Here is a 22,479-nt window from a genome sequence, read left to right on the forward strand (position 1 = left end):
AGAATGACATGAACGACCACGACCTCGAAATGATCGGCTACACGACGGAGATCGTCTGCGCCGCGTTCGGCGGCAGCCAAGCCGTCGCCGCGAGCGATATCCCGAAGCTGATCGCGAGCACGCACGCCGCGCTGCTCGCCCTGTCCGCGCCGCCGGTCACGGCCGAGCCGACTGTCCCGCAGCTGACCCAGCGCGAAATCCGCGCAACGATCACGCGCGCTGCCCTCACCAGCCTGATCGACGGCAAGCCGTACCAGATGCTGCGGCGGCATCTCTCGCTCAACGGCCACACGCCGGAAAGCTACCGCGCCTTGTTCGGATTGCCGGCGTCCTATCCGATGACGGCACCGGGCTACAGCGAGCGGCGGCGGCAGCTGGCGATCGACAACGGGCTGGGCCGCAAGGCCAAGGCTTGATCTTGGGCGCGCCGGTGCGATCGGCGCGCCCCCACCCTACCACCGAAGGAACATGACATGCCGAAATTCCTAGTAACCTGCCACGCCACCGCGACGATCAGCGAGGATTGGCTGGTCACCGCCGCCGACGCCCAGGCGGCGCAGCGCCGCGTCGAAGATGGCGGCAACGAGCACATGATCCTGATCGACGAGATGACCGTCGGCGACGAGACGGACCGCGAGGTGGTGCAGGTCGCGGCGTTCGAGGACGGGGAACGATTCCGGTCCCGACGCCGGGCAGCGCCACGATGATGCAGTTCGTCGAGCAGATCAGCCGCATGACCCTTGTCGAAGAAATGACCAGCACCGATGACACCGGCAACGATCAGGCGATGGACGGGCTTATCCGCCGCGCCCGCGCCATGCTGGCGGAGGCGGCGCGATGAGCGTGCAGCCATTCCGCATCGAGCAATACACCGCTGATCGTAGATGCCCGCCAAGCGGTGTTAAGCTATACGGCTTCCGCCTGTGGGATGACGGCGGCGTGTCCGCGACGGATGCCCGCGCCGTGTGCGTCGCGGATATGTATCCGATGCCTCACCCTGTCGCGGTGAACATTGAGAACGCGACCAGGTTAGCCCAGCTGCCGATCCTTGAAGCCTCCAACGCCCATATGGTCGCCGCGCTGGCCGAGTTCGTGGATATGTGCGGACCGTTCGCCGATGCCGGACGCAGCGCGCTGCGCATGGTGGCGGCTGTCGCAGCTGGGCGCGCGGCGCTCGCGGAGGCGGGACGATGAGCGCCGAAGCCGAGGCGCACGGCGTCGGCGTCATCCGCAGCCTCACCTGTTGCTGTTGCGGCGGCGGGGCAGGGCGATGGGCGCAGCACTGGAACCGGGATCGCGGCTACGGCATCTGCCGCGCCTGTCTCGATGGTCCCTATGCCGGTTCCGATCCTGCTGAACTCGCCTCGCTGTTCGGGACCGAGGGCGTGAATTACGCTGGACCGGCGACCCTTCCTGCCGACGCAGAAGCGCGGGTTCAGGCGCTTAAGTCGCTCTGGCGCGCGGACCCCGCGCTGTCCGCATCCCTGTCGCTGTCCGACAAGCTGGCGGCAATTGCCGAAGCGCGGAAGTTCGACGGGGTGGTGATGTGACTGCGCCCCTTACCGCCGAACAGCGCGAAGCGGTCGCCGCGTGTCACGCGGACGAGGGCCCGGCATGGCGGCGATGGCTGGCGAAGCTGTGGGAGACGGCGGGTCCGTATGGCATCGATCCCGAGATGGGAGCGTCGTTGCAGGGCCTTCGCAATTCGCACGGCCCGACATGGCTTGCCAATGTGCATACGAAGGACGTTTTGCCGTGACGCCGACGCGACTGTTCGACGGTAAAAACCTCAGAAAACTGCGAATTTTTGACGATCCAGCTTTACCCGGTTCGCCGGTGTGCCAGACTGAAATCCCTACCACAGGAGACTACCCCGATGACTTACCAAGACAGCGGCATCGTTGCCGCCACCCAGGACGATTCCACCTCCGACGCGCCAACCGGGCAGGGCCTCGCGCTTCCGCCGAACCTCGGTGACATGGTGGCCGGTCGGACCCGCGCAATCGAGCTCTGGCTCGACTCCTACGACACCTTCCACCGCAATATGGACGCGGCGGCCGCAGCCTCGATTGGCGGCAGGATCGGCATGTCCGCTCCGAGCGATGACCGCTATAGCGGGATCAACGTCACGCGGCTGTTCCTGGCGACGGGCGAGACGGAGCGATATGACCGCGGCGTCAATCGGCGCATCAAGTCCAACGCCCGCGCCGACCTGCTCAAGGCGATCACGACCGAGGTCGATCGTCGCTGCTGGGATCACATGATGGTCAAGCTGGGTTTCGACCAACTGCTCGATCGACAGGCGCGCGAGGAGTTTCAAGCCAGCCTCAAGACCGAGCCGCCGGAGTTCAGCGTCGAGAATTGCAAAGCGACCTTCACGACGATCTGGGGCAGCCGCCGCGAAATGTACCTGCGCGGCATCGCCAACGTGTTCATGAAGATGGATCGTCGCTTCCGCAGCCACGACGCCTTCGCGATCGGCAACCGCCTGATTATCGAGCGCGCCATGAACGCCGACAGCTGGGGCGGCTGGTCCGATTGCAACCGGCGCGACACCCTGCACGATGTCGAGCGCATCTTCCGAGAACTGGACGGCGCCGGCACGATCGCGATGGGCGGCAAGGGCGGCATCGTCGCCGAGGTAGAGGCAGCAAAGCGCGCTGGCGGACTGCCATCGCTGGTGCAGGGCGACTATTTCCGGGTCCGCGTGTTCCAGAACGGCAACCTACACCTCTGGTTCGAGCGAAAGGACCTGCTCGCCCAGGTCAACAAGTTGCTGCTCGAATACTACAACCCCGTCGAGGGCGATGTCGGTGAAGGTCCGTCTTACGAGGCGGGGCCGCTGTACCACGCCACGCCCGCCAAGAATTTCGGGGCCTTCAATTCCAGCGAGGCGGTGGTCGAGTTCGCGATGAACGACGTCTATCTCAAGCCGGGGATGCGGGTGCTGGAACCGTCGGCAGGGACCGGCATGTTCGTCAAGGCCGCACTCGAGAAGGGTGCCGACGTCACCTGCATCGAGATCCAGCCCGGCCTCGCGCACGAACTGCGGGTGGTGCATTGGTTCAGCGATGTCCGCACCGCCGACTTCCTCGAGATGAAGCCGGACGCCGACGATCTGTTCGACGTGATCCTGATGAATCCGCCGTTCGATAGAGGCCGCGACTGCGATCATGTCCGCCACGCCTTCGGCTTCCTGAAACCCGGCGGCAAGCTGGTCGCGGTGATGTCGGCGCGGGCCGAGTTCGGGACCGATGCCCGGCACAAGGCGCTGCACGATCTGATCGCGGCGGAGCGCGATCGCTACTATGGCCGAGAATGGCGCGACTTGCCCGAAGGATCGTTCCTCCATGCCGGGACCAACGTCAATACGGTGGTGCTAACCGTCACGAAGCGGAAGGCGTCGTGAACGCCCAGCTGGACGAAGCACGGCTGGGCCTCGCAGCCCTGCCGACCCACCTCCACGGCGGGCTACTCCGCTACATCGAGGACGGCATCCGCCCAGGCGCGTTCCTCTGCTCGATCATCGACAACGACCTGCTCGGTGCAGTCTGTCATGCGGGGGAGGGGATCGGGTTGGACGATCTCCGGCGGCTGGCCCGGTTCTTCTACAACGACTGCCCGAGCCAGTGCCACGGCAGCAAGTCGAAGCGGCTCGATTGGGAGGGGCAGGGCGGGCTGATCGGCGCGGGGCGCGAGCACGCGCGCGAATGAACGCCCATGGTTCAGTCGATGGGATGGGGGCGTCGGCGACATCGCCGCCCGGATCATCTGCGCGGCGACACTCTAATTCCGCGGCGCTGCGGACGATGCGCGGACGTTCGGCGACGCGGCGCGACGGATTAGACTTCCGTTAGCGCCGCGTCGATCATGGCAGAATAGATGTTGCCGCAGCCGCGTCGCGAGCTTTGGTCCTCCAAGTAATGTGGGGCGGTGACACCGGCCGTTTTCATCGCCTCGGTCGGCTCGCGCAAGAGTTGGAGAATCACCTTCGCGTCTGCACTCCACTCAATCCAGTAGAGCGCCGGATTATTATCGTCGGTGCCATCGTCGGACGCGGTGCCGACCACGTCGTCTGGATCATAAAACTCCGCCTTGCAGAGGTGCCGAGCAATTCGTTCGATCATCGTGTCAGCCATCGAAATTCTCCTGGTTTTCCATTTAGAGATAGCTAGGCGCTACTCAGACTGAAACCTTCTCGGTGTGGGGGACGAAGTGGACGCACAGCGGACCTTCGCCGGGTACAAATAAACGGCAGAGCTCGGGGCGGCTTTCGTATATTCCGCACAGGCCCTCGCTGGTCAGCTGGTTGCAGGTCCAAAACCAAGTGCCGTCCGCGCGCTGCTCGCTCGGGCGAAATGGAATGCCGACCTCAAGCGCGATATGCTCGGCACGCTCAAACGACATTGTGCTGCCGACATGCTCGCCAAGCGCGGTGCGCGGGCCACCGGATAGAGTGAGTTTCTTGCAGCACGCGCCGGGCTCTAGGCACACAGCGCAGAGGCCACCGCGGTTCATGCCGGATCCTCGTCCAGCGCGATTCCGACGGCATCGCTGTAACCTTGCCGCCACGCCTCGGTTTCGTGGCGGTCATAGGCCGCACCCGCGTTGAAGGCGTCGGAGCCGCGCTCGAACTCGGCCAGCCATTGGGGATCGTTCATTCTACGATCACCACACAGGCCGACGACGACAGGCCGTGGTAGCGCATGTCCATCCGCAACTCGGCACCGTCGGGGATTCGATCCGCTGAAACCTTGAGCGCAATGCCGGTGTCGCACTCGGCAGACCCGACGATGGTGCAAGCCGCCGGCATCGCCATCACGACCCCGGGCAGGACCGCGAGGTCGACCTTCAAGATACCGATTCCCATCTCATTTCTCCTTGGTGGCAGGGTTCATCGTGCGGTGTCGTCGGCGATCGATCCCGCCGGTTCCTCGGTCTTGGGCTTCGGCTGCAACAGGATGCCTTCGCCGATCCGGCGATAGATTTCCTCTACCTCCGCGCGGTCGACGACGCGGGCCGCGATCTTGTGCGACGGCCAGATGCGAAGCGCGTGGATCAACCGCTTCTTCGCGGTCCGCCAGTGCAGCCCGTTGATGCGGGCGAGATCGACGTAGCTGACGTTGGTCAGCAGCATGTCCAGAATCATGCGCCGCGGTTCCATGATGGCCGCGCGCCAGCTGGTATAGGCGACCTCCATCCTGACCCGGCCCAGCGATTCGACGAGCGCATCGCGGGCGCTGGCGCTGTGGTCAACGCGGGCTTCGAGACTGGCGGAACCGATACCGACCTGCCGCTCGATCATTTCGGCGACCGAGGCGATTTCGTGGGCGGACGCCAGTTCGTCGGCATCAATCGTGCCCAGGCGCACCATACGCGCCAGCGGCCAGTCGCGCCGGCGCTGCGGCAGCGCGTTGAACTTCTCGTGCGTCTCGGGCGTGCCCTCGTTTTTGAACGACCACTTTTTCGCCAGAGCATCACGCGCCTCAGCCTTTTCGGCGGCGATGATCGTGGCAGCCATGCGGGCGGCCGGCCCCTGATATAGCTTGCGTGGCTTGCGCCCGGCACCGGTCATTTCTTGTTCCTTGGTCCGAAACATTGCTCGGCGAGGTTGCGGGCGGCGCGGGCGGCGACCCAGCCGTGCCGGGCGTCGACCTCGGCCAGGTTAAGCACGACGATGCCGTGGGTGTGCCAAGCCTCCTTCGCGATTGCCCAGCCTTCGCCCGGCTGCGGCTCGCGGCAGAGCGGCGCGAGGTGCGCCAGCTGGGAGTGGACGTCGGTCATCCGTCGGCGCGCTTCGCGTCGTGGATGCTCGGGATGCCGAACCGCCGCAGGATTTCAGATGCTTGGGCGGGAGTGCAAATATCCTCGGGTGCGATGACCCGTTCCTCGCGTTCCCATGAATATCGGGGCCGACCGAGTTCACCGAAGATTACGATACGCAGCCGGGCGGCCTGGCGCTTGCGTTCCTCGACCTTGGGCATGGCAATGGCGCGGATTTCGCCGATGGTCGGCATGAAGCCCCGGAGCGAGTTCTGGACTGCCGCGTCGATTGCTTCGGCCAGAATGATACCGGGCAGGTCGTGCAGCAGCCGCAGGGTTTCGTGCAGCCATGCCGTCGCATCGAGGCTATTCGCTGGGGTGCTGCTTTTCCAGAGAAGGCGGAGGCGTTTGTCCAGCCAGTCGTCGCGGACCGGTTGCAGTTCCTGCTCGATCTGGAGCAGCAGCTGCTTGGCGTCGATTCCTTCGCGATCGATCGTTGCGATGGCGTGGCCCCGGCTCCATGTGCCGTCGGCGCTATCCGTCAAAGCCAAGGCGGCGAGAGGCGTCATCAATTTCGGCAGAGCGGTTGCGCCGACCAGCGCCAGGTCCTGATCCATTACTTCCCCCATTTCTAAAACATCCATTGATGAAACCAACCGGGTCCACCGCCCCTTCGCGTTGCGCTTTGCCCAAGGCCACGATGACGGCCTCGGCTCCGTGTTGGGATTTCCACTTGCCCAAGACCGGCCGGGCGCGGGCTTCGCTGTATCCGGCTTGGAACAGCAGGGTCAGGCCAGCGTCGAACATCACCTTTTCGGGATTGGGTGGATCGACGGGGAGGGCGATTTCGGCCGCGATTGCGGCAGGAGCGCCAGCTCCTGAATCTTCTTTCTTATCTCCCTCTCCCTCTCCCTCTCCCTCTCCCTTGGATGCAATGTCCCGAGGGACAATCGGCAGAGTCCCCGAGGACAAACCATTTCTGTATTCGAGGACAAACGTGTCAAATTCGGGGACAGGGATCGACGTGTCGTTGCGCTGGTTGGCCTTTTTCACGCGCGCGCACTCGGTACGCCAGCGCTGTTGCAGCTTGGATTCCCACGATATATTGGCGCGCTCGGCGACTACTGGATGATACCAGCGGCCATCGGAACAGAGGATATAGCCGCGCATCATGCCCGCTTTATTTTTGCGGAATGTTTTCAGATCGCGCCCAAGGCCGACCAGCTTGCATAAAACGGTTTCGTTGTCCGGAAGGCTGGCCGCTGGAATTTGATGCCAAGATGCCGCCCAAAGCAGCACAGCATACCAGCACGCTTCCGGCGTTTCCTCGGCCGCAAGATCGCTATCGCGCAGCCGCGCAACGTGCAGCGGCATGTAGGAAAAGTCCTGAACATCGCAGTCTGGCGGGGTCAGGGGCGCGGGGAGGCAGGTCATTCGACTCTGCCATGGTTCGGATGAGAGATCGCGTTCATGCGAACAACCCCCCAGCGCGAGGCGTTTTGTCATGCCATGGCATCGGGATACCAAGGCTATTGCAGCCGAAGTCCAGCACACCGATTGATTCGGCTTCGTCATGTTTGACGGGCTTGAAACCGAGCGCGCGGCAACGATCCATCGCGAGCAACTTGCAATCGACGCGTACCAACTTGCCGCGATCGTCCTTTGGCCGCTTTATTGGGCCGAGGAAGTGGCGTCGCCACGTGACCTGATTGACAGCTCGGACGATGCGGCACCCCATGGCGTCACCCCAGGACTCGGTGTGAGCTGCGAGGCCGAACAGCACCGCTACGGTGTCCTTGTTCGTGCTGCCCGAAAGAAAGCGCGGATCGAGCGGTTCCTCGTAAAAAATCGCATCGATCGCGCCGAGGGCGTTGAGATCGGAAAGGTTCTCGTGCAGCTTCGCATAGGTCCGCCCAGCCGACGTGAAGCTCGAGCCCAACACCCAAGTGCCGGACACAACGCGCGCGTCGCCGGGTCCCCAACAAGCGAACCCTGCCGAGGCTTTCGATAAATCGAGACCGACGACGCGCATCGTTATTCGGCCAGCTTGTCGATGAGCGAGCCGACTTCGCCGCCGGGGTTCAAGTCCGTGTCTCCGGGCGGTCCCTTGGGGATCGTCACCAGCTTCGGCGGCGCGCGCTTGCCAGCGGCTGCTGGGATGACGGCATCCTTGCCATGCGCCATGTCGACCAGATCGACGCGGACCGCGATACCAAGTTCGGCCTCAAGCCCATTGCGACAGCGCAGATAATCGTCGCGCTTGGATTCCTCCATTTCGTACAGCGCGAACGCGGCCTTTGCCGCCTGTGGCTGGATGCCAAACTCTTTCTTGATGTGCTTGTACGCGGTCGACTGTTCCTGGGCGAACTCACCGACCTTGGCTTGCGCCGGACGGATATCGGTTTTGTAGAGGGCGACCGCCGCCTTGAAATCGGGTGTTTTCAATTCCTCGACCTGATCGTCGGTTCGTGCTGCTGTAGCCATGCTCGTCTCTCCAAATTGCGCCTCGGCGCGGGGGTGTGTCAGATGCGCGTCTGGCGCTTCATGCTCGCGGCGGTGCGCCGGAGTTCTTCGGTCACGACTGCCGCGCGATCGGCGATGACCGCATCGCGCAGCTTCTTCGGCAGGGCCGCGACGTCTGCGGGCGCGAAGGGGTCGAACAGGCGCATATTCAGCACGGCGGTTCTCCAACCATTTCGTAAGCGTAAGCGGCCAGCCCGAGCACCATCATGCGGCGCGCGAATTCGATCACCGGGAAGCCGTCGCGGATGGCGGCGGATGCGATCGATGCCGGAATGATCGTCGGCGGCGCGGCGGCGGGCGGCGTCTCGTTGAGCCACAAGATCATCTGCTCGCGCGCGAGCCGACCGGGCATCACGTCTGCCTTCTCGGCCAATGCGTCCAGCTTCGCGAATTCCTCACCGGGCAACAGCACGTTGACGTGCCGGGGCCCTTTGATCGCCGTCACCGGCGGCCGCGGCATTTCCAAGCCTACGATCGGATGCGGGGCGACGACAGGCGCTGGTGCCGGTGCCGGGTTCTTGCATTCTGGCCGCACCGGGGCGGGCGAGAAACGAGGGCCCGGGGTAGCCGCGGCAGCTGGCGCGGGCCGGTTCCCGCCCAGAATTCGACGCATCTTGTCAGCGCGATCTTCAATCGGTTCGAGTGGCTTGGATACCGACCGGGAAACGGGTCGGGCCGGGGCGAAGCCCGCTTTCGCGTGGCCGAGCGTGATGACCCGGCTGGGGCCGAAACCTTTGATCGTGATCTTGCCAGCATCGGCTAGGTCGGCCAGCAGCCCGCGCGCGGATTCGAGGCTGGGCAGGTTGAACCGCTCGGCTATTTGCAGATCGGTCGGCAGCGGCTGCTTGTCGCCCATGTTGCCCGCGATCCAATCGAGCAAGCGTTGCTGGATGATCTTGGGATGCGCCATTATTCGGCTTGACCCGCGCTCGATATCGGAAGGAGTCGGGCAAGGATGCGATCAGCTGCAGCGCGCGCCGCTGGTTCGCCGGTATGGTCCAGCCCACCGCGCGCTGTGGCTGCGGCGATGATGCTTAAATCCTCAAGGCAGCCGGGGATCATCGTAACGAAATCCGGCCCTGCGGTTTCCTCGAATGGCGTTGCTCCACCGTACCCGGCCAGCGCGTTGATGCTGTTTATGGCGCGGCGCCCGATCACGAGCGCGACCGAAAGCGCGCGCGAGAGGGTTGGTTCCTTGCCCTCAAGCAGCCAGCCCTTGATCGTGCTGCACGAAACGCCGGATGCAACCGAGATGCTGTGAAGTGTCCAGCCCGATGCGGTCGCACCGGCAAACATAGCGCGCATGGTATCTGCGACCCTATTGGGACCGATAATCGCACTTTCAGATGCTGACTGCCCCCCCGACATCATTATGATCCCGGACTATGAACGAGGCTGCACCCAGGATTGAAGAGACGAGCGCGGATCACTCCGACGCCTCGAGCGGCTTTGCTTTCAGCGCGTCGATACCAGCGATCAGTTTGCGCAGCGTGTCGGTTCGGGTCGGTGATCCCGCCCTGATCCGCTCAATCTGTGCTTTGCTGATGCCGCTGGCTTTGACGAGATGACTGGTGCGTATGTCCGCAGCGGTCATCGTGGAGGCAAGCCATGTTGGGTCTAATACGTTTTCCATACCGCTCTATAATCCTCATAAATGAGGCTGCGCAACCGGAGTTTGTGAGGTGACGCAAATTTATTCGGCAGCGGGTACTCTTGCGGCCATGCAAAACAGACAAAAAGAGATCGTAGCCTGGATGCAGGAAGTCATCGAACGGCGGGGGATAAGGCCCACCGCTTGGGCTGAACGCGCCCAGCTCGGGCGAGATACGGTAACGCGCGCGATGCGGGTGGATTTCCCCCACGTCACGTCCACTACGACATTGATGAAGCTGGCAGAATGTCTCGGCGAGGCGCTGCCGGGTCTGGCCGCGCGCCCCGCAATCTCGGTCGTTCCTAGTGTCGAGTCGCTAGAGAAAATTGTAGCGGAATTGCATCATGCAATCCTTGGAAATCAACCGGTTCCGGCCGCAACGAACCGTCTGTTTGCCGAAGCCTTGCGAGACACGCTTCTACATCTCGAAGCTGAACCTGATGCGATAAATGATCCTCGCTTGTCGGGTGCTCTAGCGCGAGTCGCAATTCGCTCGCGGCGGCCTCTAGGCGAGACGTAAGAAAGAAACTAAACAACCGACCAGCTGACATTTTTTGTTTTCCCCTTCGACTAAAGTAGGACCGCGACCGCGTGTAGGAAAGTAAAAAAAGCGCCAAAACGCCTCATAAATGTTGTTTACATAGTCTCACTAATGCGTCATACCATTCCCACGGCCCAAGGAATTTGGGCTGGGGAGACGAGGAATGCCTACCACAGCTACCGCAGGAACAGCCCGCCAGACGGGTGCTGATCCGGCCACCCCCACAGCGACGATCGAGTTCAACATCTGCAATTCGCGGATGCCGTGGTTGCTCCGTCGGTACGGCGCCCGGCACGGGACGATCGCGCGCGGCGTCCCGGCCAGCTTCGCGACCGAGGCCGATGCGATCGCAGCGCGCGATGCCTGGATCGGAAGCGGCCAGTGACCCGCCGCACCATGACGCAGGTCACCGCGTTCTACGCCGGAATCGCCACGGTCATCCTGATCGCCCTCCTGGTCGGGGTCCGTTTCTAATGTCGGACCATGACGGCAACATCAGCGGGCGCGGCCTCCGGTTTCTCGAAACCGAGGTCGGCGCACGGCTCGCGAACGAGAAGTGGTTGGCGGCGATCAACGATCTGATCGCGTACCACCGGACGCGCGCCGATCAGCATGAGGCGGAAATAACCCGGCTTCTCGCCGGGATGGCCGAGCGCCAGCGCGCCGATGCCGAGTTCGAGGCGGCTTGGAACGCGATGACGTACCGCGAGGCGGTCGCGTTTCAGCAGGGGCGGGCATCGTGAGCGACCATCTGTATCCCAAGGATGCCAAGGCGCTTGCCTCCGATCCCACTGCTCTGACCGACGAAAAGTTAGCCGAGTGCTGGAAGTCGATCGCCGGTCAGATCAGTTATCTCCACGCCGACGACTATGGCGGTGACTGGAAGCTGGTGCCGCTCTGGCGCCCGGCGCTGGACGCGTTTGACGCGGAGCATGACTGGCGCGGGTTGCCGCGTCCCAGCCGCGCGGGCTTCCTGTTGTGATGGGCGCGCCGATTTCTACCCCGGATCAGGTGCGCGGCGCGATCCAGTTCCTCGCCTCCGATACCCGGTGCAGCGAGCGCGAGCGCGCGGCGCTGCGCGACCTGCGCGAGCACGGCACCGACCCGGTGCTCGCGCGGTTGCGGGCGCTGCTGCGATGACCCGCGCCTATCTCGATTACACCGTCCGCCGCGAGGCCGCGCCGGTCGCCGGGTTTAATCCCGACGTCCCGATCGTCGGCCATTACCGCATGAAGATGCGCAGCGGCGGCGTCTTTGTCGGCGTCCGCGTTTGGTTCGGCGCGCCGACCGACCCTGACACCGGCGAGGAACTCGACCGGTCCCACCGTTGGCAAGCGACCGAGAACGGTCGGCCGGTGGATCTGGAGCGGGTGTGGCCGCGCTGCGCCGAGGACCAAATTACAGAATCCGAGGCCGCGCACCTGATCGCGGTCGAGGCATGGGCAAAGCAAAACGCGCCGAACAGCGCGCTCGCCAATCCCAAACGCAGGATCGACCTGCTCACCGAAGTCTTGCCGGAATGGTGACGGCGCAACCTACCACAAAGGAACGATGACATGGCTTTGAACGACCCCAACGATCGCATCGGAATCGGCGCAAATGAGCCGCCCCTGGAAGATCGCACGCTGCTCGCCTTCGACGAGGCGCTGAACCTCAACCACGAAGGGCTGATCGAGCGGATCGCTGCGATGAAGCTGCGCGCCGACGTGGCTGGACCCTGCAAGAACGACGACGATGCGGGCAAGATGGGTGACTTCTACCGGATGACCGTCGTGGCCGCGAAAGCGATCGAGGGCGAGCGCGAAGCCCTCAACCGCCCGCTGCTGACAACGCAGCGCGCGCTAAAGGCGCGGGCCGATGCGCTCGCGCTCGATGCCACGAACGCCGGGATCAAGGTCAAGCGGCTGCTCGATACCTATGTCGCGGACAAGATCGAAAAGGCCCGGATCGAAGCGGCGCGCGTCGCAGAGATTGAGCGCCAGGCACAGGCCGCGCGGCAGAAGGTGATCGACGAGGCCAACGCCGCCGCGCTCGCCAAGGTCGAAGCTGAGCGGAAGCGGTTGCAGGATATCGAGGACGCCCGCGTCGAGGCGGAGCGCGTCCGGCTGCAAGCGATCGCCGATGCGGAGGCCGAGGCGAAGCGCGTGGCGCTCCAAGCCCAAGAGGAAGCCGCCGCCGCCGCCGAGGCCCGCGAGGTCAAGGCTGTGGTGGTCGAGGCGGCTGTGGTCGAGGTTACCGCCGAGGTGATCGAGGTCGAGGCCGCGCCGATCATCGCCGCTGCTCCGGTGTTCACGCACACCGCCGCCCCGGTCAGTCGGATGCAGGGCGATTTCGGCGCCAGGGTGTCGGCTGTCGTGACGTGGCATGTTGAAATCGAGAATATCCGGCAGGTGCCCGACCTCTACTTGAAGAACGAGGCGATCCTCGAGGCGCTGCGCAAGATCATCCTACCCTCGGTGCGCGGCGGGCTCAAGCTACGCGAGATCAAGGGCTGCCGGATCTATTCGACCACCGGCACCGCGGTGCGCGGCTGATGGCGCTGCGCGGCTGGAAATATACGCCGGGCAAACCGGACAAGCGCTCTCCGGCGCAGAAGATCGCGCATCAACGCGCGTTCCAGATATTCCAGCTGCGCGGCCTTTACGCGCTTTCCTACCGGCTGACCGGCGTTCGACGCAAAGCGGTCCAGCTGTTGATCGATCAGGAGTTGGCGCTTCATGGCGCGGAAACCGAGGGAGCGCGCGAGGCGGTGCGCGCGGCCGAGCGGGAAGCGCAACACCGTATCGACACCGCCGCCTTGGCCCAGCGCGCATTCTTCCTCGTCGACACGATCCTGACCCTGCTTGATCCGAAACGCGACCAGATCCCTTTCTGACCCTGCCATAATGGAGAACTGATATGACTACCGAAGCAGCACAAGCGCCGTCCTTTGAAGAACTCGAGCGCGCGAAGGACCGCGAAATCGTCCGCGAGGAACGCCGCTCGATGGCGTTGATCGAGGCGCAAGATGTCACCACCTCGGCGCTGCGCACCACCTTCCTGCCGCAGAACATGACCGAGGCGATGCAATTCGCCAAGATGATGGCGAACAGCAACTTTGTCCCCGCCCACCTTCGCGGGAAGGAAGGGGACTGCATGGCGGTCTTGATGATTTCGATGCGGTGGGGAATGGACCCGTTCGCAGTCGCCCTGAAAACCTATTTTGTGAAGGACGGCGCGCCGCCGGCGTTCGAGGCGCAGCTGGTCAATGCCGTCGTCAACAGCAGCAACGCGCTATCCGGGCGGCTCCGGATCCAGTGGGAAGGTGAGGGCGAGAAGCTGCGGACGACGGTGAGCGGCTATCTGCGCGCCGACCCCGATGATTTGAAGGTGCGGACGCAATCGATCGCGCGCGTCACGACCCGCAATTCGCCGCTCTGGAAAACCGATCCGGAACAGCAGCACGCCTATCTCCTGACGCGGGCTTGGGCACGCCTCTACTGCCCGGAGGTGTTGCTCGGCGTCTATACGCCGGACGAACTGGACATCGAGCCGGAGCGCGCGCGCAACGTCACGCCGATGCCGCGCCGCGGTCAACTGCCCGACCTGCCCGAAGAACCGTTTGATCCAGCAACGGGCGAGGTCGAAAAGCCCGCCGCGCACATCGATGTCCCGGCAACCGAGGAGAGCGAGCGCGCGCTCGACAGGGAACGGCTGGCCGCGATGCAGCGGGGTGAGGTCGATGCGGTGCCCGACGACGTTATCAACGACTTCTACAACCGCCTGAACGCGGCGAAGATGATCGGCGATGTGCTGGGCGTGGAGAGCGATTTCGCGCGATGCCGCGACGGTGTTGATGAGGACGTGGCGCTCGCCCTGGACGACGAAATCGCAGCGGGCAAGGTCCGCTATAAGCGGCAAGCGGCGTGATGGTCGCCGATGTCAAATCCTTCCCGGGGGATTTCCGGGTCTTGCCGCTGGCGGGCCGCACCGTTTCGATGCGGCTCGACGGTGCCACCATTCCGGACCAGCGGCACGGCACTCAAACCGAGGCAATAACCGAGGCCCGCAAACTTAGCGCACACTTTCCCGGCACCACCTTTCTGGTGATCCGGGAGGTGGCGCGGGTGAAGCATATCGACAGCTCAACCGAAGGGACAGCATAATGGCACCACTTCAAATCGTGGCGGTCGAGGCATGGCGCGACAGCGCGGGAACGCTTCATTCCAGCAAAGAAGCGGCGCTCACCGTGGAAGTCGAGAAGGCTCTTGGCCGGATCGGCAACGGTGGCAGCGAAAGCATGACGCCGGGGCTGGCGCGCAAGATCATCGACAATCGCGACGTCCTGCTACCGCTGTTCGATGCGTTTGGTCCGATTGAGCGGGCGGTCGCGGAGTGTTCGTCGACGTGACCGCCATCATCGGTGCTACCGACGACGGCACTCCGATCACCATCGATATGGACGAGGTGGTCGGCTCGCACATCGGCATCATCGCGAACAGCGGCGGCGGCAAGTCTGGGCTTGTCCGCCGCTTGCTCGAGGAAACCCACGGCAAGATTCAGCATATCGTGCTGGACATCGAGGATGATTTTTACACGCTTCGAGAGCGCTTCGATTACGTCATCGCCGGGGGCGACGGGGCCGATATCCCGGCCACGATGAACAACCCGGAGAAGCTGGCGCTCGACGCGCTGACCCACAAATATTCGCTGATCGTGCAGCTGAACGATCTGGGCGAGGATGCACCCGAGTTCGTCGGGCGGTTCCTTAACGCCATGATTTCGGCACCGCGCGATCTGTGGGGGCCGTGCTTGGTGGTGGTCGACGAAGCTCACCACTTCGCGCCGTCCGAAGGCTCGACGCTTGGATCGAAGGGCGTCAAGGCGCTGACCGGTCGCGGCCGCAAGCGTGGCTTTACCGCCGTCATCGCGAGCCAGCGCATGACCAAGGTCAGCGCCGACGTGCGCGGCGACCTCTTGAACTGGATGCTGGGCCGGGTCGGTCAGACGCTCGACCGCAACGTCATCGCCGACCAGCTGGGGTTCACGCCAGCCGAGGGTCGGTTGAAGCTGCGCATGGAAAAGCGCGAATTCTGGGGATTTGGCCCGGCGATCGCCGCCGAGCCGGTCTTGTTCAAGGTGGCCGATGTCCACACCACGATGGTCAAATCCGGCCAGGCCAAGCTCCCGACGCCGCCCGCGCCGGAAGCGTTGCGCGAGATCCTTGCCGCGATGGCGGCCGCCGCAGTCGCGCCGGTGCCCGATCAGGTTGCCGACCCCGGCAAAGCGATCGCGCTGGCGTCGGGCGAAGCCGCCGAGCTGGCAATCCTTCGTGCCCGCAACGACGAATGGACGATCGAGCAAGCCGTCGGCCAGCGCCAGCTTGAGGAATTGACCGGCCAGCGTGACGCCTTCGAACAGCGCGCGCTCCAAGCCGAGGACCTGCTCGCCGAAATCGTGAGCGCGTCCCGCCTGTTTGAAAAGGCATGGCGCGATGCCGGTGAGATGTGGGGCTACATCGATGTCCATGTCCACGGTGCCGAAGTCCATCTCGACGCCAATGGCTGGATCAAGCCGGGCGATCTGGACGCCAAGACAGGCTGTGCCGATGACGCTGCCTTCTCGACCACGCCTGTTGAGGTGGTGCGCGCAGCCGCCGAACGGATCGCGAAGCAGGTCGCGGAACCCCGGAAAACCGTGCCCGCGACCGCCGCAAGGGGTGGTGCTCCCAAGGCGGCAATCGAGATGGCCGACCTTCTCGACCGCGTGAACCCGGCGAAGCTGACATGGCCGCAGGTCGCCCAGATGACGGGCCGCGCGGCCACCGGCGGCAGCTTCAACACCGCCCGGAAATGGCTGCTGGCGAGCGGGCGAATCGTCGTCGATGGCGAGTTCATCCGGTCGGCCCAGCCCGATCCGATCGGCATGACGCGGGAAAGCGCGCTCCGGCTGTGGAAGTCCGTTCTTACCGGCGTCGCGCCGCGCATGATCGCCGCGCTCGAGCACAGTGCGCAAACCGTGGCCGACCTTGCGGCGGGGCTTGGTGCAGCACCGCGCGGCGGCAGCTGGAACACCGGGCTCGCACAGCTTCGGCGGAACGGTGTGGCCGAGCTGATCGGCGATCGCTGGGCGCTGTGCCGCCCGTTACCGGGCGAAGCGCCATGACGCCGACGTTCACCAGCTGCGGCAAGCAAGTGCTGCGCGATGGTAAAGACTTCGCCCAAGGATCGTCGATCGAGGCGGCGGAAGCGATCTGCGCCGCGCTCGCCAGCCGTGCCGCGCCAAACCTCAAGCGCGATGTCCTCGCCACTGGCCTTCGCGCGCTGTCGGTTCTGACCACTGAAATCGCGGCATCGATGAACAACCCTGCGCAAGGCGCGCTCCGCAAGACGTTCGTCGACGCCGCCATTCTGACCTTTGATGCCGCAAAGGAATTATCTGATGGGTGACGCACAACGGCATGGCACCGTTACCGGTTCCGTAGGAATCCTCAACGTCGGCGCCGGCGACACAAAGCTGGTGTTCGACAATACCGACCCGGCCGAAACCGCGCGGTCAGCGGCGATCGTCAAAGACATGATCCGTCGGGGCTTCGTTCTGCTGATCGAGGTCGGTCGGAATGAGAAGGGTCCGATCTATCAGCGCGCCCACGATTTCGATGCAGAAACCGTCGAATACATCGTCGCCGGTGCCCCTACCACCAAGGAACCCAAGAGCCATGAGCAAAAACCGCCAGTCCCGGCGCGCCCACGTCGCCAAGCAAAAGCGCAACGCATCCCCGCCAGTTCGACCAACGCCGTCGCCGTCGCGCGGACTGCGGGCGGTTAGGGCCTTCGATCCGCTCCACCACCTTCGGGAGCGCCTGTTCGAGGTGGCGGGTCACCGGGCCGAGTGGGCTGGCATCCCGATGCCGCTTGGCGGCGAGCGACTGATCGTCGAGCCGTCCTATCCGTTTGCAGCGGCGTTCGACGTGCCAGTGTCGGCCGAGGACGCGGACGACGGCTGGCGGCTTCGCAACCAGTGGTATTCGGCGCGGCACCGTTGCGACATCCTGATTATGGAGAAGGATGGTCGGATCGAGCACGGCAAACTGCCCGCGTCCCACCATATCGATCTTGACCTGCGGACGCTCGGCTGTTCGGCGGCGTGGGGTCTTGAGCAAGAGGGGCGGGCGGTCCAGCTGCTCGGCACGATGCTGCGACACCACGCTTTGAAGCAATATCTGTTGACCGGCATGTTTATCGAAACGTCACCGCGATCCGGCGTGACCTACGTGTTCCGCAAGCTCAAGCCGACGGTCGCGCTCGCAGCTGGCGGAGCGCCAGGCGCGCACCGGCGCATCCTCGCCGCGCTTTGTATGCACCCGATCGCATATTACGCTGACAGCTGGGCGGGAGTGATGTGTCCGACCGATGACGTGATCGCGCACCTCGCCCTGATGCGCGGCGATGAGGCAATGTTCTGGCGGCGCTCCAATCAGCATCCGCCACATCGCCCGCAAGCCGGACTGTGACGAATAAAAGCCGCATAAATGCGGTTTTTAGTGTCATTCTCTGCCAATTATACTAAAGTGAAGGTGCAGGAAAAGACCCTGACCTACCACACGAAGGAACCGACAATGACAATTTACTCAGGCATCGTCCGCGGCCCGGTTTATCTCAACAACCGCGACCGCATTGAGCCAGACACCACGTTCGCATCGTCGGTCGAGATCATCAATTGCCCCGGCTTCACCGGCTTCCCGGACGGCGCCACGTTCGAGGCGTGGGTCTGGGTCGCCAACTGCCCCGCCTTCACCGGCTTCCCGGACGGCACCACGTTCGCGGCGTCGGTCGGGGTCCGCAATTGCCCCGGCTTCACCGGCTTCCCGGACGGCACCACGTTCGCGGCGTGGGTCGAGGTCCGCAATTGCCCCGGCTTCACGGGCTTCCCGGACGGCACCACGTTCGCGGCGTCGGTCGGGGTCATCAATTGCCCCGGCTTCACCGGCTTCCCGGACGGCACCACGTTCGCATCGTGGGTCAGGGTCATCGATTGCCCCGCCTTCACCGGCTCGCGCGGCTGCACGTTCAGAGGCCACGCGATCGCGTTTGGTGACGAGGCCAATGAACGCATTCGGCGCATCGCCGCGATCGTTCAGGCGGAACCCACGCGCCTTAAAATGTCAGAGTGGCACTGCGGCACGTCACATTGCCTGGCGGGGTGGGGTGTCCATCAAGAGGGCGACAAGGGTGCTGCGTTGGAGCGCGAGTTGGGCGAAACGGCGTACGCTGGATTGGTGCTGTTGGGCTTTGAGGCAGCGAGCAGGTTCTACAACGAGGGTGGAGAAGGCGAACGTGAGGTGCGTGATTGGCTACGTTCGAAGCTGGAAACCGCAGCATGACCCCCGCCCAACGCGCGCGGCGGTTGCGCCAGATCGACGCCCGCCGCGAATCGCTAACCGCTGAACTGCGCACCCTGATCGCAGAAGCCCGCGCGCTCGAAAACGAGCAGTCGTGGGCGATGGGATACCGTGTGCCGTTGCGCGGGGCCGTGCTGATCGCGGCGATGGACCGGGCAGCTGTGGCGAAGCGCCATGACGCCGACGTTCACCAGCTGCGGCAAGCAAGTGCTGCGCGATGGTAAAGACTTCGCCCAAGGATCGTCGATCGAGGCGGCGGAAGCGATCTGCGCCGCGCTCGCCAGCCATGCCGCGCCAAACCTCAAGCGCGATGTCCTCGCCACTGGCCTTCGCGCGCTGTCGGTTCTGACCACTGAAATCGCGGCATCGATGAACAACCCTGCGCAAGTCGCGCTCCGCAAGACGTTCGCCGACGCCGCCATTCTGACCTTGGATGCCGCAAAGGAATTATCTGGTGGGTGACGAATAAAAGCCGCATTAATGCGCTTTTTAGTATCATTCCCTGCCAATTATTCTAAAGTGAAAGTGCAGGAAAAGACCCTGACCTACCACACGAAGGAACCGACAATGACAATTTACTCAGGCATCGTCCGCGACCCGGTTTATCTGAACGACTGCGACCGCATTGAGCCAGGCACCACGTTCGCATCGTGGGTCGAGGTCAGCGATTGCACCGCCTTCACCGGCTTCCCGGACGGCACCACGTTCGCATCGTGGGTCGAGATCATCGATTGCCCCGCCTTCACCGGCTTCCCGGACGGCACCACGTTCGCATCGTGGGTCAGGGTCATCAATTGCCCCGGCTTCACCGGCTTCCCGGACGGCACCACGTTCGCATCGTCGGTCGGGGTCATCAATTGCCCCGCCTTCACCGGCTTCCCGGACGGCACCACGTTCGCATCGTGGGTCAGGGTCATCAATTGCCCCGGCTTCACCGGCTTCCCGGACGGCACCACGTTCGCATCGTGGGTCAGGGTCATCGATTGCCCCGCCTTCACCGGCTCGCGCGGCTGCACGTTCAGAGGCCACGCGATCGCGTTTGGTGACGAGGCCAATGAACGCATTCGGCGCATCGCCGCGATCGTTCAGGCGGAACCCACGCGCCTTGAAATGTCGCAGTGGCACTGCGGCACGTCACATTGCCTGGCGGGGTGGGGTGTCCATCAAGAGGGCGACAAGGGTGCTGCGTTGGAGCGCGAGTTGGGCGAAACGGCGTACGCTGGATTGGTGCTGTTGGGCTTGGAGGCAGCGAGCAGGTTCTACAACGCGGATGAAGAAGGCGAACGTGAGGTGCGTGATTGGCTACGTTCGAAGCTGGAAACCTCAGCATGAGCCCCGCCCAACGCGCGCGGCGGTTGCGCCAGATCGACGCCTGATCCGCAAAGCGTCCCTGCCGCGCAGGGTGACAGCCGGGAATAGACCGGCATCTGCCTTGAGGATGAACCGATGTCTGCCGCACGAATCGTCAATAAATCAGGGGCCACAGTTTACAGCGTCGCCACCTTGGCCGACCATTGGGGTTGCGGCACCGATATGGTGTACGCGCTGATTCGCGGCGGCGAACTCCCGTCCTTCAAATTGGGCGGGAAACTGCTGCGGATCCGCGCCCTGGACGTGGAGCGATACGAATGTCGGACGAGTACGGCCTCCAGCGGTTCCGAGGAAAACTTGCTATTGTCTGGTTCGAGGACGGACGACGCCACCGACATTCGCTTGGAACGCTTGATCGAGCATCGGCAGAGGCCGCAGCTCGTTCATTCTGGCAACGCCGGACGCTAGGGGGGCGGGTCCATACCGTGGGCGAAGCTGTCGACCTCTACATCAAAGCGAAGTCCGACATGGCTTCGATCAGAAATGTCAAATCGTCGTGGAAGGTGGCGTCTGACTATTGGCGAGCCATGCCGATTGCCCGCGTCGATGTGGAAACCTCAGTCGAATATCGCAAGCGCCGTTCCGGCGTGAGGGCCATCACCGTCCGCAACGAACTCGCCATCATACGTTCCGCCCTGAATTGGGCCGAGAAGCACAAGATGGTCGTGAAAGCGCCGTTTATTCAGATGCCGCCGCTTCCCGCTTCGACGGTCGGGCACATCACAAAGCCGCAATTCCGCCAGTTGCTCGACGCCGCGGTCAGCCCTCATATCAAGCTGTTCATGATGCTTGCAGTCGGGACCGGTGCGCGGTCGAACGCGCTGCTGGACCTGACATGGGATCGGGTCGATTTCGGGACCGGCCTGATCGTCCTGAACCCGATCGAGCGCGTCCAGACCAGCAAGTATCGGGCGACGGTCCCGATGAACGCGCAGCTTCGTGAGGCGTTGGTCGATGCGAAAACCGGTGCCCTGTCCGAATTCGTGGTGGAGCATGGCCGCGAGCAAATCGCGTCGGTCAAAAAAGGCTTCGGCTCGACGGCCAAGCGGGCAGGGATCAAAGTCTCTCCGCACATGCTTCGCCACAGCGCAGCCGTGTGGATGGCCGAGGCCGGCATACCGATGCCGCAGATCGCGCGCTTTCTCGGACACACCGACAGCCGGATAACCGAGCGCGTTTACGCCAAATTCTCGCCCGATTTCCTCAAGGGCGCGGCAGAGGCTTTGACGTGGTGAGGTTCATCGGAACCTTGGAGCGTAAGTTTCGCCGGGGCAGAAATGGCGGAAAACGTGGTGCCGGTTGCAGGAATCGAACCCGCGACATCCAGTTTACAAAACTGGCGCTCTACCAACTGAGCTAAACCGGCACATTCGCGCTAAATGCGTCAGGATATGCCGAAGGTCCAGCCCTCGGTGCGCGCAATCTGCGCGCCGAGTGCGGGCGGGGCCCATAATTCCGCGCGAGCGGCATTGGCGCGGAGCCAGGCGGCGGTGAGGATCGCGTCGGTCGCATGGTCGGTGTAGCGCGACAGCAAGACGTGGGGTCTGCTCCCGAGCGCCTCCAGCGCAGCATCGAGCGCGCCTGCGTCGCGCAGCTTGCTCAGACCTTTGCGCAGACCGGCGGCGCGCGCGGCGATCGTCGTGTAGATCTCGACCACGCAGGCGCCGGATTGCGGGGGCGGGTCGAACGGCCAGACCGGCACATGATGCCCGAGATGGTGGAGCAGGCGCATTCCCGCGAAGCTCGCCTTGGCGACCTGTGCCGCGCCGATCGCGTCATAGACGGTCGATGGCTTGCCGAACCCTGCGGCATTGGCATGCGCTTCGCAGCGTCGGAAATGTAGAAAGTCGGCTTTGGTCCCGTCGGCCGCGCCAAGATAGAAATGCGTGCCGCGCCGCGCCTCCAGGAACGACGCGGCGCCGAGATCGGCATCGGGCGCGCGGGCGTCGACATAGGCCCAGAAGGCGCGCGCGGTGTCGGGAGCCGGCTCGCCCGGAAGGTAGGCCCCGCGCAGCACGTGCGGCGGGGCGAAGCTGAAATCGAAGCCGACGAGCATCGGTTCCCGAGCACGCTCGCGCAGCCAGTGGAGGATTTCGCCGCGCGACCAGGCGCGGTGCGGCGGCGCGACCAACACCGGCGCAGCGTCTCCCGCGTCGCACACCGCCAGCGCGATGCCGGGATGGCGCACGCCCTTCGCGCCTGACCAGTCGATCGCGGCGAAGCGGGTGAAGTGGCTTGGAATCATGCTAC

Annotated in this window: 44 protein-coding genes and 1 tRNA gene; 29 read left to right on the top strand and 16 right to left on the bottom strand. The window is 64.0% G+C overall.

Going from position 1 to position 22,479, the window contains the following annotated elements; genetic code table 11:
* Window positions 1-8: 8 nt before the first annotated feature.
* The 8 genes from HMP06_RS02320 to HMP06_RS02355 all read left to right on the top strand — a co-directional run bounded on the left by HMP06_RS02320 (window position 9) and on the right by HMP06_RS02355 (window position 3,714).
* Complete coding sequence (locus HMP06_RS02320) at window positions 9-416, top strand: MucR family transcriptional regulator (RefSeq protein ID WP_176495638.1); 408 nt, start codon at window positions 9-11, stop codon at window positions 414-416.
* Between the two features lie 57 nt (window positions 417-473).
* Window positions 474-707, top strand: coding sequence for a hypothetical protein (locus HMP06_RS02325; RefSeq protein WP_176495639.1), 234 nt, complete (start codon window positions 474-476; stop codon window positions 705-707).
* Window positions 704-841, top strand: a complete 138-nt coding sequence (locus HMP06_RS02330) for a hypothetical protein (protein ID WP_176495640.1) — start codon at window positions 704-706, stop codon at window positions 839-841. The genes HMP06_RS02325 and HMP06_RS02330 overlap by 4 nt, the downstream gene beginning before the upstream one ends.
* On the top strand, window positions 838-1,194 hold the full coding sequence (locus HMP06_RS02335; RefSeq protein ID WP_176495641.1) for a hypothetical protein: 357 nt from the start codon (window positions 838-840) through the stop codon (window positions 1,192-1,194). Before HMP06_RS02330 ends, HMP06_RS02335 begins: the two co-directional genes overlap by 4 nt.
* Entirely contained in the window at window positions 1,191-1,550 is a 360-nt protein-coding gene (locus HMP06_RS02340) for a hypothetical protein (RefSeq protein WP_176495642.1), read from the top strand. Before HMP06_RS02335 ends, HMP06_RS02340 begins: the two co-directional genes overlap by 4 nt.
* A complete protein-coding gene (locus HMP06_RS02345; protein ID WP_176495643.1) occupies window positions 1,547-1,759 on the top strand; it encodes a hypothetical protein in 213 nt (70 codons plus the stop codon). The genes HMP06_RS02340 and HMP06_RS02345 overlap by 4 nt, the downstream gene beginning before the upstream one ends.
* 117 nt (window positions 1,760-1,876) lie before the next feature.
* Window positions 1,877-3,409 carry a DUF4942 domain-containing protein gene (locus HMP06_RS02350; protein WP_176495644.1) on the top strand — a complete coding sequence of 511 codons (1,533 nt, stop codon included), beginning with the start codon at window positions 1,877-1,879 and terminating at the stop codon, window positions 3,407-3,409.
* A complete protein-coding gene (locus HMP06_RS02355; RefSeq protein ID WP_176495645.1) occupies window positions 3,406-3,714 on the top strand; it encodes a hypothetical protein in 309 nt (102 codons plus the stop codon). Before HMP06_RS02350 ends, HMP06_RS02355 begins: the two co-directional genes overlap by 4 nt.
* 128 nt (window positions 3,715-3,842) lie before the next feature.
* On the opposite strand, the gene HMP06_RS02360 is transcribed toward HMP06_RS02355, so the two are convergent.
* From HMP06_RS02360 to HMP06_RS02425, 14 genes are all read right to left on the bottom strand, one after another.
* Window positions 3,843-4,139 carry a hypothetical protein gene (locus tag HMP06_RS02360; protein ID WP_176495646.1) on the bottom strand — a complete coding sequence of 99 codons (297 nt, stop codon included), beginning with the start codon at window positions 4,137-4,139 and terminating at the stop codon, window positions 3,843-3,845.
* A 43-nt stretch (window positions 4,140-4,182) separates the two neighbouring features.
* Complete coding sequence (locus HMP06_RS02365) at window positions 4,183-4,518, bottom strand: YkgJ family cysteine cluster protein (protein ID WP_176495647.1); 336 nt, start codon at window positions 4,516-4,518, stop codon at window positions 4,183-4,185.
* Window positions 4,515-4,661: a hypothetical protein gene (locus HMP06_RS02370; protein ID WP_176495648.1), complete on the bottom strand. Its 147-nt coding sequence runs from the start codon at window positions 4,659-4,661 to the stop codon at window positions 4,515-4,517. Before HMP06_RS02370 ends, HMP06_RS02365 begins: the two co-directional genes overlap by 4 nt.
* Entirely contained in the window at window positions 4,658-4,870 is a 213-nt protein-coding gene (locus HMP06_RS02375; RefSeq protein WP_176495649.1) for a hypothetical protein, read from the bottom strand. Before HMP06_RS02375 ends, HMP06_RS02370 begins: the two co-directional genes overlap by 4 nt.
* A 24-nt stretch (window positions 4,871-4,894) precedes the next feature.
* Entirely contained in the window at window positions 4,895-5,575 is a 681-nt protein-coding gene (locus tag HMP06_RS02380; RefSeq protein WP_176495650.1) for a hypothetical protein, read from the bottom strand.
* Window positions 5,572-5,784, bottom strand: a complete 213-nt coding sequence (locus tag HMP06_RS02385; protein WP_176495651.1) for a hypothetical protein — start codon at window positions 5,782-5,784, stop codon at window positions 5,572-5,574. Before HMP06_RS02385 ends, HMP06_RS02380 begins: the two co-directional genes overlap by 4 nt.
* Window positions 5,781-6,380, bottom strand: coding sequence for a hypothetical protein (locus HMP06_RS02390; RefSeq protein WP_176495652.1), 600 nt, complete (start codon window positions 6,378-6,380; stop codon window positions 5,781-5,783). Before HMP06_RS02390 ends, HMP06_RS02385 begins: the two co-directional genes overlap by 4 nt.
* Window positions 6,298-7,197, bottom strand: a complete 900-nt coding sequence (locus HMP06_RS02395; protein WP_176495653.1) for a DUF1376 domain-containing protein — start codon at window positions 7,195-7,197, stop codon at window positions 6,298-6,300. The genes HMP06_RS02390 and HMP06_RS02395 overlap by 83 nt, the downstream gene beginning before the upstream one ends.
* Before the next feature lie 34 nt (window positions 7,198-7,231).
* Window positions 7,232-7,720 (bottom strand): hypothetical protein, encoded by a 489-nt coding sequence (locus tag HMP06_RS02400; RefSeq protein WP_232089840.1) that lies wholly within the window; start codon window positions 7,718-7,720, stop codon window positions 7,232-7,234.
* A gap of 77 nt (window positions 7,721-7,797) precedes the next feature.
* Window positions 7,798-8,247, bottom strand: coding sequence for a hypothetical protein (locus tag HMP06_RS02405; protein WP_176495655.1), 450 nt, complete (start codon window positions 8,245-8,247; stop codon window positions 7,798-7,800).
* Window positions 8,248-8,285: 38 nt separating this feature from the next.
* On the bottom strand, window positions 8,286-8,441 hold the full coding sequence (locus HMP06_RS02410; protein WP_176495656.1) for a hypothetical protein: 156 nt from the start codon (window positions 8,439-8,441) through the stop codon (window positions 8,286-8,288).
* The gene (locus tag HMP06_RS02415; RefSeq protein ID WP_176495657.1) at window positions 8,435-9,196 is read right to left on the bottom strand and encodes a hypothetical protein; all 762 of its coding nucleotides are present in this window, start codon (window positions 9,194-9,196) and stop codon (window positions 8,435-8,437) included. Before HMP06_RS02415 ends, HMP06_RS02410 begins: the two co-directional genes overlap by 7 nt.
* The gene (locus HMP06_RS02420) at window positions 9,196-9,591 is read right to left on the bottom strand and encodes a hypothetical protein (protein ID WP_176495658.1); all 396 of its coding nucleotides are present in this window, start codon (window positions 9,589-9,591) and stop codon (window positions 9,196-9,198) included. Before HMP06_RS02420 ends, HMP06_RS02415 begins: the two co-directional genes overlap by 1 nt.
* A gap of 121 nt (window positions 9,592-9,712) precedes the next feature.
* Window positions 9,713-9,880, bottom strand: a complete 168-nt coding sequence (locus HMP06_RS02425) for a hypothetical protein (RefSeq protein ID WP_176495659.1) — start codon at window positions 9,878-9,880, stop codon at window positions 9,713-9,715.
* Window positions 9,881-9,968: 88 nt separating this feature from the next.
* Between HMP06_RS02425 and HMP06_RS02430 the strand changes: the two genes are divergently transcribed.
* The 21 genes from HMP06_RS02430 to HMP06_RS02525 all read left to right on the top strand — a co-directional run bounded on the left by HMP06_RS02430 (window position 9,969) and on the right by HMP06_RS02525 (window position 21,464).
* Window positions 9,969-10,457 (top strand): hypothetical protein, encoded by a 489-nt coding sequence (locus tag HMP06_RS02430; protein ID WP_176495660.1) that lies wholly within the window; start codon window positions 9,969-9,971, stop codon window positions 10,455-10,457.
* A gap of 184 nt (window positions 10,458-10,641) precedes the next feature.
* On the top strand, window positions 10,642-10,863 hold the full coding sequence (locus HMP06_RS02435; RefSeq protein ID WP_176495661.1) for a hypothetical protein: 222 nt from the start codon (window positions 10,642-10,644) through the stop codon (window positions 10,861-10,863).
* An 88-nt stretch (window positions 10,864-10,951) separates the two neighbouring features.
* Window positions 10,952-11,221, top strand: a complete 270-nt coding sequence (locus HMP06_RS02440) for a hypothetical protein (RefSeq protein ID WP_176495662.1) — start codon at window positions 10,952-10,954, stop codon at window positions 11,219-11,221.
* Window positions 11,218-11,460, top strand: coding sequence for a hypothetical protein (locus HMP06_RS02445; protein WP_176495663.1), 243 nt, complete (start codon window positions 11,218-11,220; stop codon window positions 11,458-11,460). Before HMP06_RS02440 ends, HMP06_RS02445 begins: the two co-directional genes overlap by 4 nt.
* Window positions 11,460-11,618, top strand: a complete 159-nt coding sequence (locus tag HMP06_RS02450; RefSeq protein WP_176495664.1) for a hypothetical protein — start codon at window positions 11,460-11,462, stop codon at window positions 11,616-11,618. Before HMP06_RS02445 ends, HMP06_RS02450 begins: the two co-directional genes overlap by 1 nt.
* Entirely contained in the window at window positions 11,615-12,004 is a 390-nt protein-coding gene (locus HMP06_RS02455) for a hypothetical protein (protein WP_176495665.1), read from the top strand. The genes HMP06_RS02450 and HMP06_RS02455 overlap by 4 nt, the downstream gene beginning before the upstream one ends.
* A gap of 30 nt (window positions 12,005-12,034) precedes the next feature.
* Entirely contained in the window at window positions 12,035-13,012 is a 978-nt protein-coding gene (locus HMP06_RS02460; protein WP_176495666.1) for a hypothetical protein, read from the top strand.
* Window positions 13,012-13,353, top strand: a complete 342-nt coding sequence (locus tag HMP06_RS02465; protein ID WP_176495667.1) for a hypothetical protein — start codon at window positions 13,012-13,014, stop codon at window positions 13,351-13,353. Before HMP06_RS02460 ends, HMP06_RS02465 begins: the two co-directional genes overlap by 1 nt.
* 110 nt (window positions 13,354-13,463) lie before the next feature.
* The gene (locus tag HMP06_RS02470) at window positions 13,464-14,387 is read left to right on the top strand and encodes a recombinase RecT (protein ID WP_176495668.1); all 924 of its coding nucleotides are present in this window, start codon (window positions 13,464-13,466) and stop codon (window positions 14,385-14,387) included.
* Window positions 14,384-14,623: a hypothetical protein gene (locus HMP06_RS02475; RefSeq protein ID WP_176495669.1), complete on the top strand. Its 240-nt coding sequence runs from the start codon at window positions 14,384-14,386 to the stop codon at window positions 14,621-14,623. The genes HMP06_RS02470 and HMP06_RS02475 overlap by 4 nt, the downstream gene beginning before the upstream one ends.
* Window positions 14,623-14,868: a hypothetical protein gene (locus HMP06_RS02480; RefSeq protein WP_176495670.1), complete on the top strand. Its 246-nt coding sequence runs from the start codon at window positions 14,623-14,625 to the stop codon at window positions 14,866-14,868. The genes HMP06_RS02475 and HMP06_RS02480 overlap by 1 nt, the downstream gene beginning before the upstream one ends.
* Window positions 14,865-16,622, top strand: coding sequence for a helicase HerA domain-containing protein (locus tag HMP06_RS02485; RefSeq protein ID WP_176495671.1), 1,758 nt, complete (start codon window positions 14,865-14,867; stop codon window positions 16,620-16,622). Before HMP06_RS02480 ends, HMP06_RS02485 begins: the two co-directional genes overlap by 4 nt.
* Window positions 16,619-16,906 carry a hypothetical protein gene (locus tag HMP06_RS02490; RefSeq protein ID WP_176495672.1) on the top strand — a complete coding sequence of 96 codons (288 nt, stop codon included), beginning with the start codon at window positions 16,619-16,621 and terminating at the stop codon, window positions 16,904-16,906. Before HMP06_RS02485 ends, HMP06_RS02490 begins: the two co-directional genes overlap by 4 nt.
* Entirely contained in the window at window positions 16,899-17,285 is a 387-nt protein-coding gene (locus tag HMP06_RS02495; RefSeq protein ID WP_176495673.1) for a hypothetical protein, read from the top strand. Before HMP06_RS02490 ends, HMP06_RS02495 begins: the two co-directional genes overlap by 8 nt.
* 43 nt (window positions 17,286-17,328) lie before the next feature.
* The gene (locus HMP06_RS02500; protein WP_176495674.1) at window positions 17,329-17,970 is read left to right on the top strand and encodes a hypothetical protein; all 642 of its coding nucleotides are present in this window, start codon (window positions 17,329-17,331) and stop codon (window positions 17,968-17,970) included.
* Window positions 17,971-18,075: 105 nt separating this feature from the next.
* Complete coding sequence (locus tag HMP06_RS02505; RefSeq protein WP_176495675.1) at window positions 18,076-18,840, top strand: hypothetical protein; 765 nt, start codon at window positions 18,076-18,078, stop codon at window positions 18,838-18,840.
* Complete coding sequence (locus tag HMP06_RS02510; protein ID WP_176495676.1) at window positions 18,837-19,082, top strand: hypothetical protein; 246 nt, start codon at window positions 18,837-18,839, stop codon at window positions 19,080-19,082. The genes HMP06_RS02505 and HMP06_RS02510 overlap by 4 nt, the downstream gene beginning before the upstream one ends.
* Window positions 19,033-19,320 carry a hypothetical protein gene (locus HMP06_RS02515; protein WP_176495677.1) on the top strand — a complete coding sequence of 96 codons (288 nt, stop codon included), beginning with the start codon at window positions 19,033-19,035 and terminating at the stop codon, window positions 19,318-19,320. The genes HMP06_RS02510 and HMP06_RS02515 overlap by 50 nt, the downstream gene beginning before the upstream one ends.
* 57 nt (window positions 19,321-19,377) lie before the next feature.
* Window positions 19,378-20,190 (top strand): hypothetical protein, encoded by an 813-nt coding sequence (locus tag HMP06_RS02520; protein ID WP_176495678.1) that lies wholly within the window; start codon window positions 19,378-19,380, stop codon window positions 20,188-20,190.
* 201 nt (window positions 20,191-20,391) lie between these two features.
* Window positions 20,392-20,637 carry a hypothetical protein gene (locus HMP06_RS18065; protein WP_443026505.1) on the top strand — a complete coding sequence of 82 codons (246 nt, stop codon included), beginning with the start codon at window positions 20,392-20,394 and terminating at the stop codon, window positions 20,635-20,637.
* The gene (locus tag HMP06_RS02525) at window positions 20,532-21,464 is read left to right on the top strand and encodes a tyrosine-type recombinase/integrase (protein WP_443026506.1); all 933 of its coding nucleotides are present in this window, start codon (window positions 20,532-20,534) and stop codon (window positions 21,462-21,464) included. Before HMP06_RS18065 ends, HMP06_RS02525 begins: the two co-directional genes overlap by 106 nt.
* Window positions 21,465-21,519: 55 nt before the next feature.
* Here the strand turns inward: HMP06_RS02525 and HMP06_RS02530 are convergent.
* A tRNA-Thr gene (locus HMP06_RS02530) sits at window positions 21,520-21,595 on the bottom strand.
* Between the two features lie 18 nt (window positions 21,596-21,613).
* The gene (locus tag HMP06_RS02535; protein WP_176495680.1) at window positions 21,614-22,474 is read right to left on the bottom strand and encodes a hypothetical protein; all 861 of its coding nucleotides are present in this window, start codon (window positions 22,472-22,474) and stop codon (window positions 21,614-21,616) included.
* Between the last annotated feature and the right edge of the window lie 5 nt (window positions 22,475-22,479).

It is taken from the genome of Sphingomonas sp. HMP6 (assembly GCF_013374095.1).
Lineage (GTDB): Bacteria > Pseudomonadota > Alphaproteobacteria > Sphingomonadales > Sphingomonadaceae > Sphingomonas.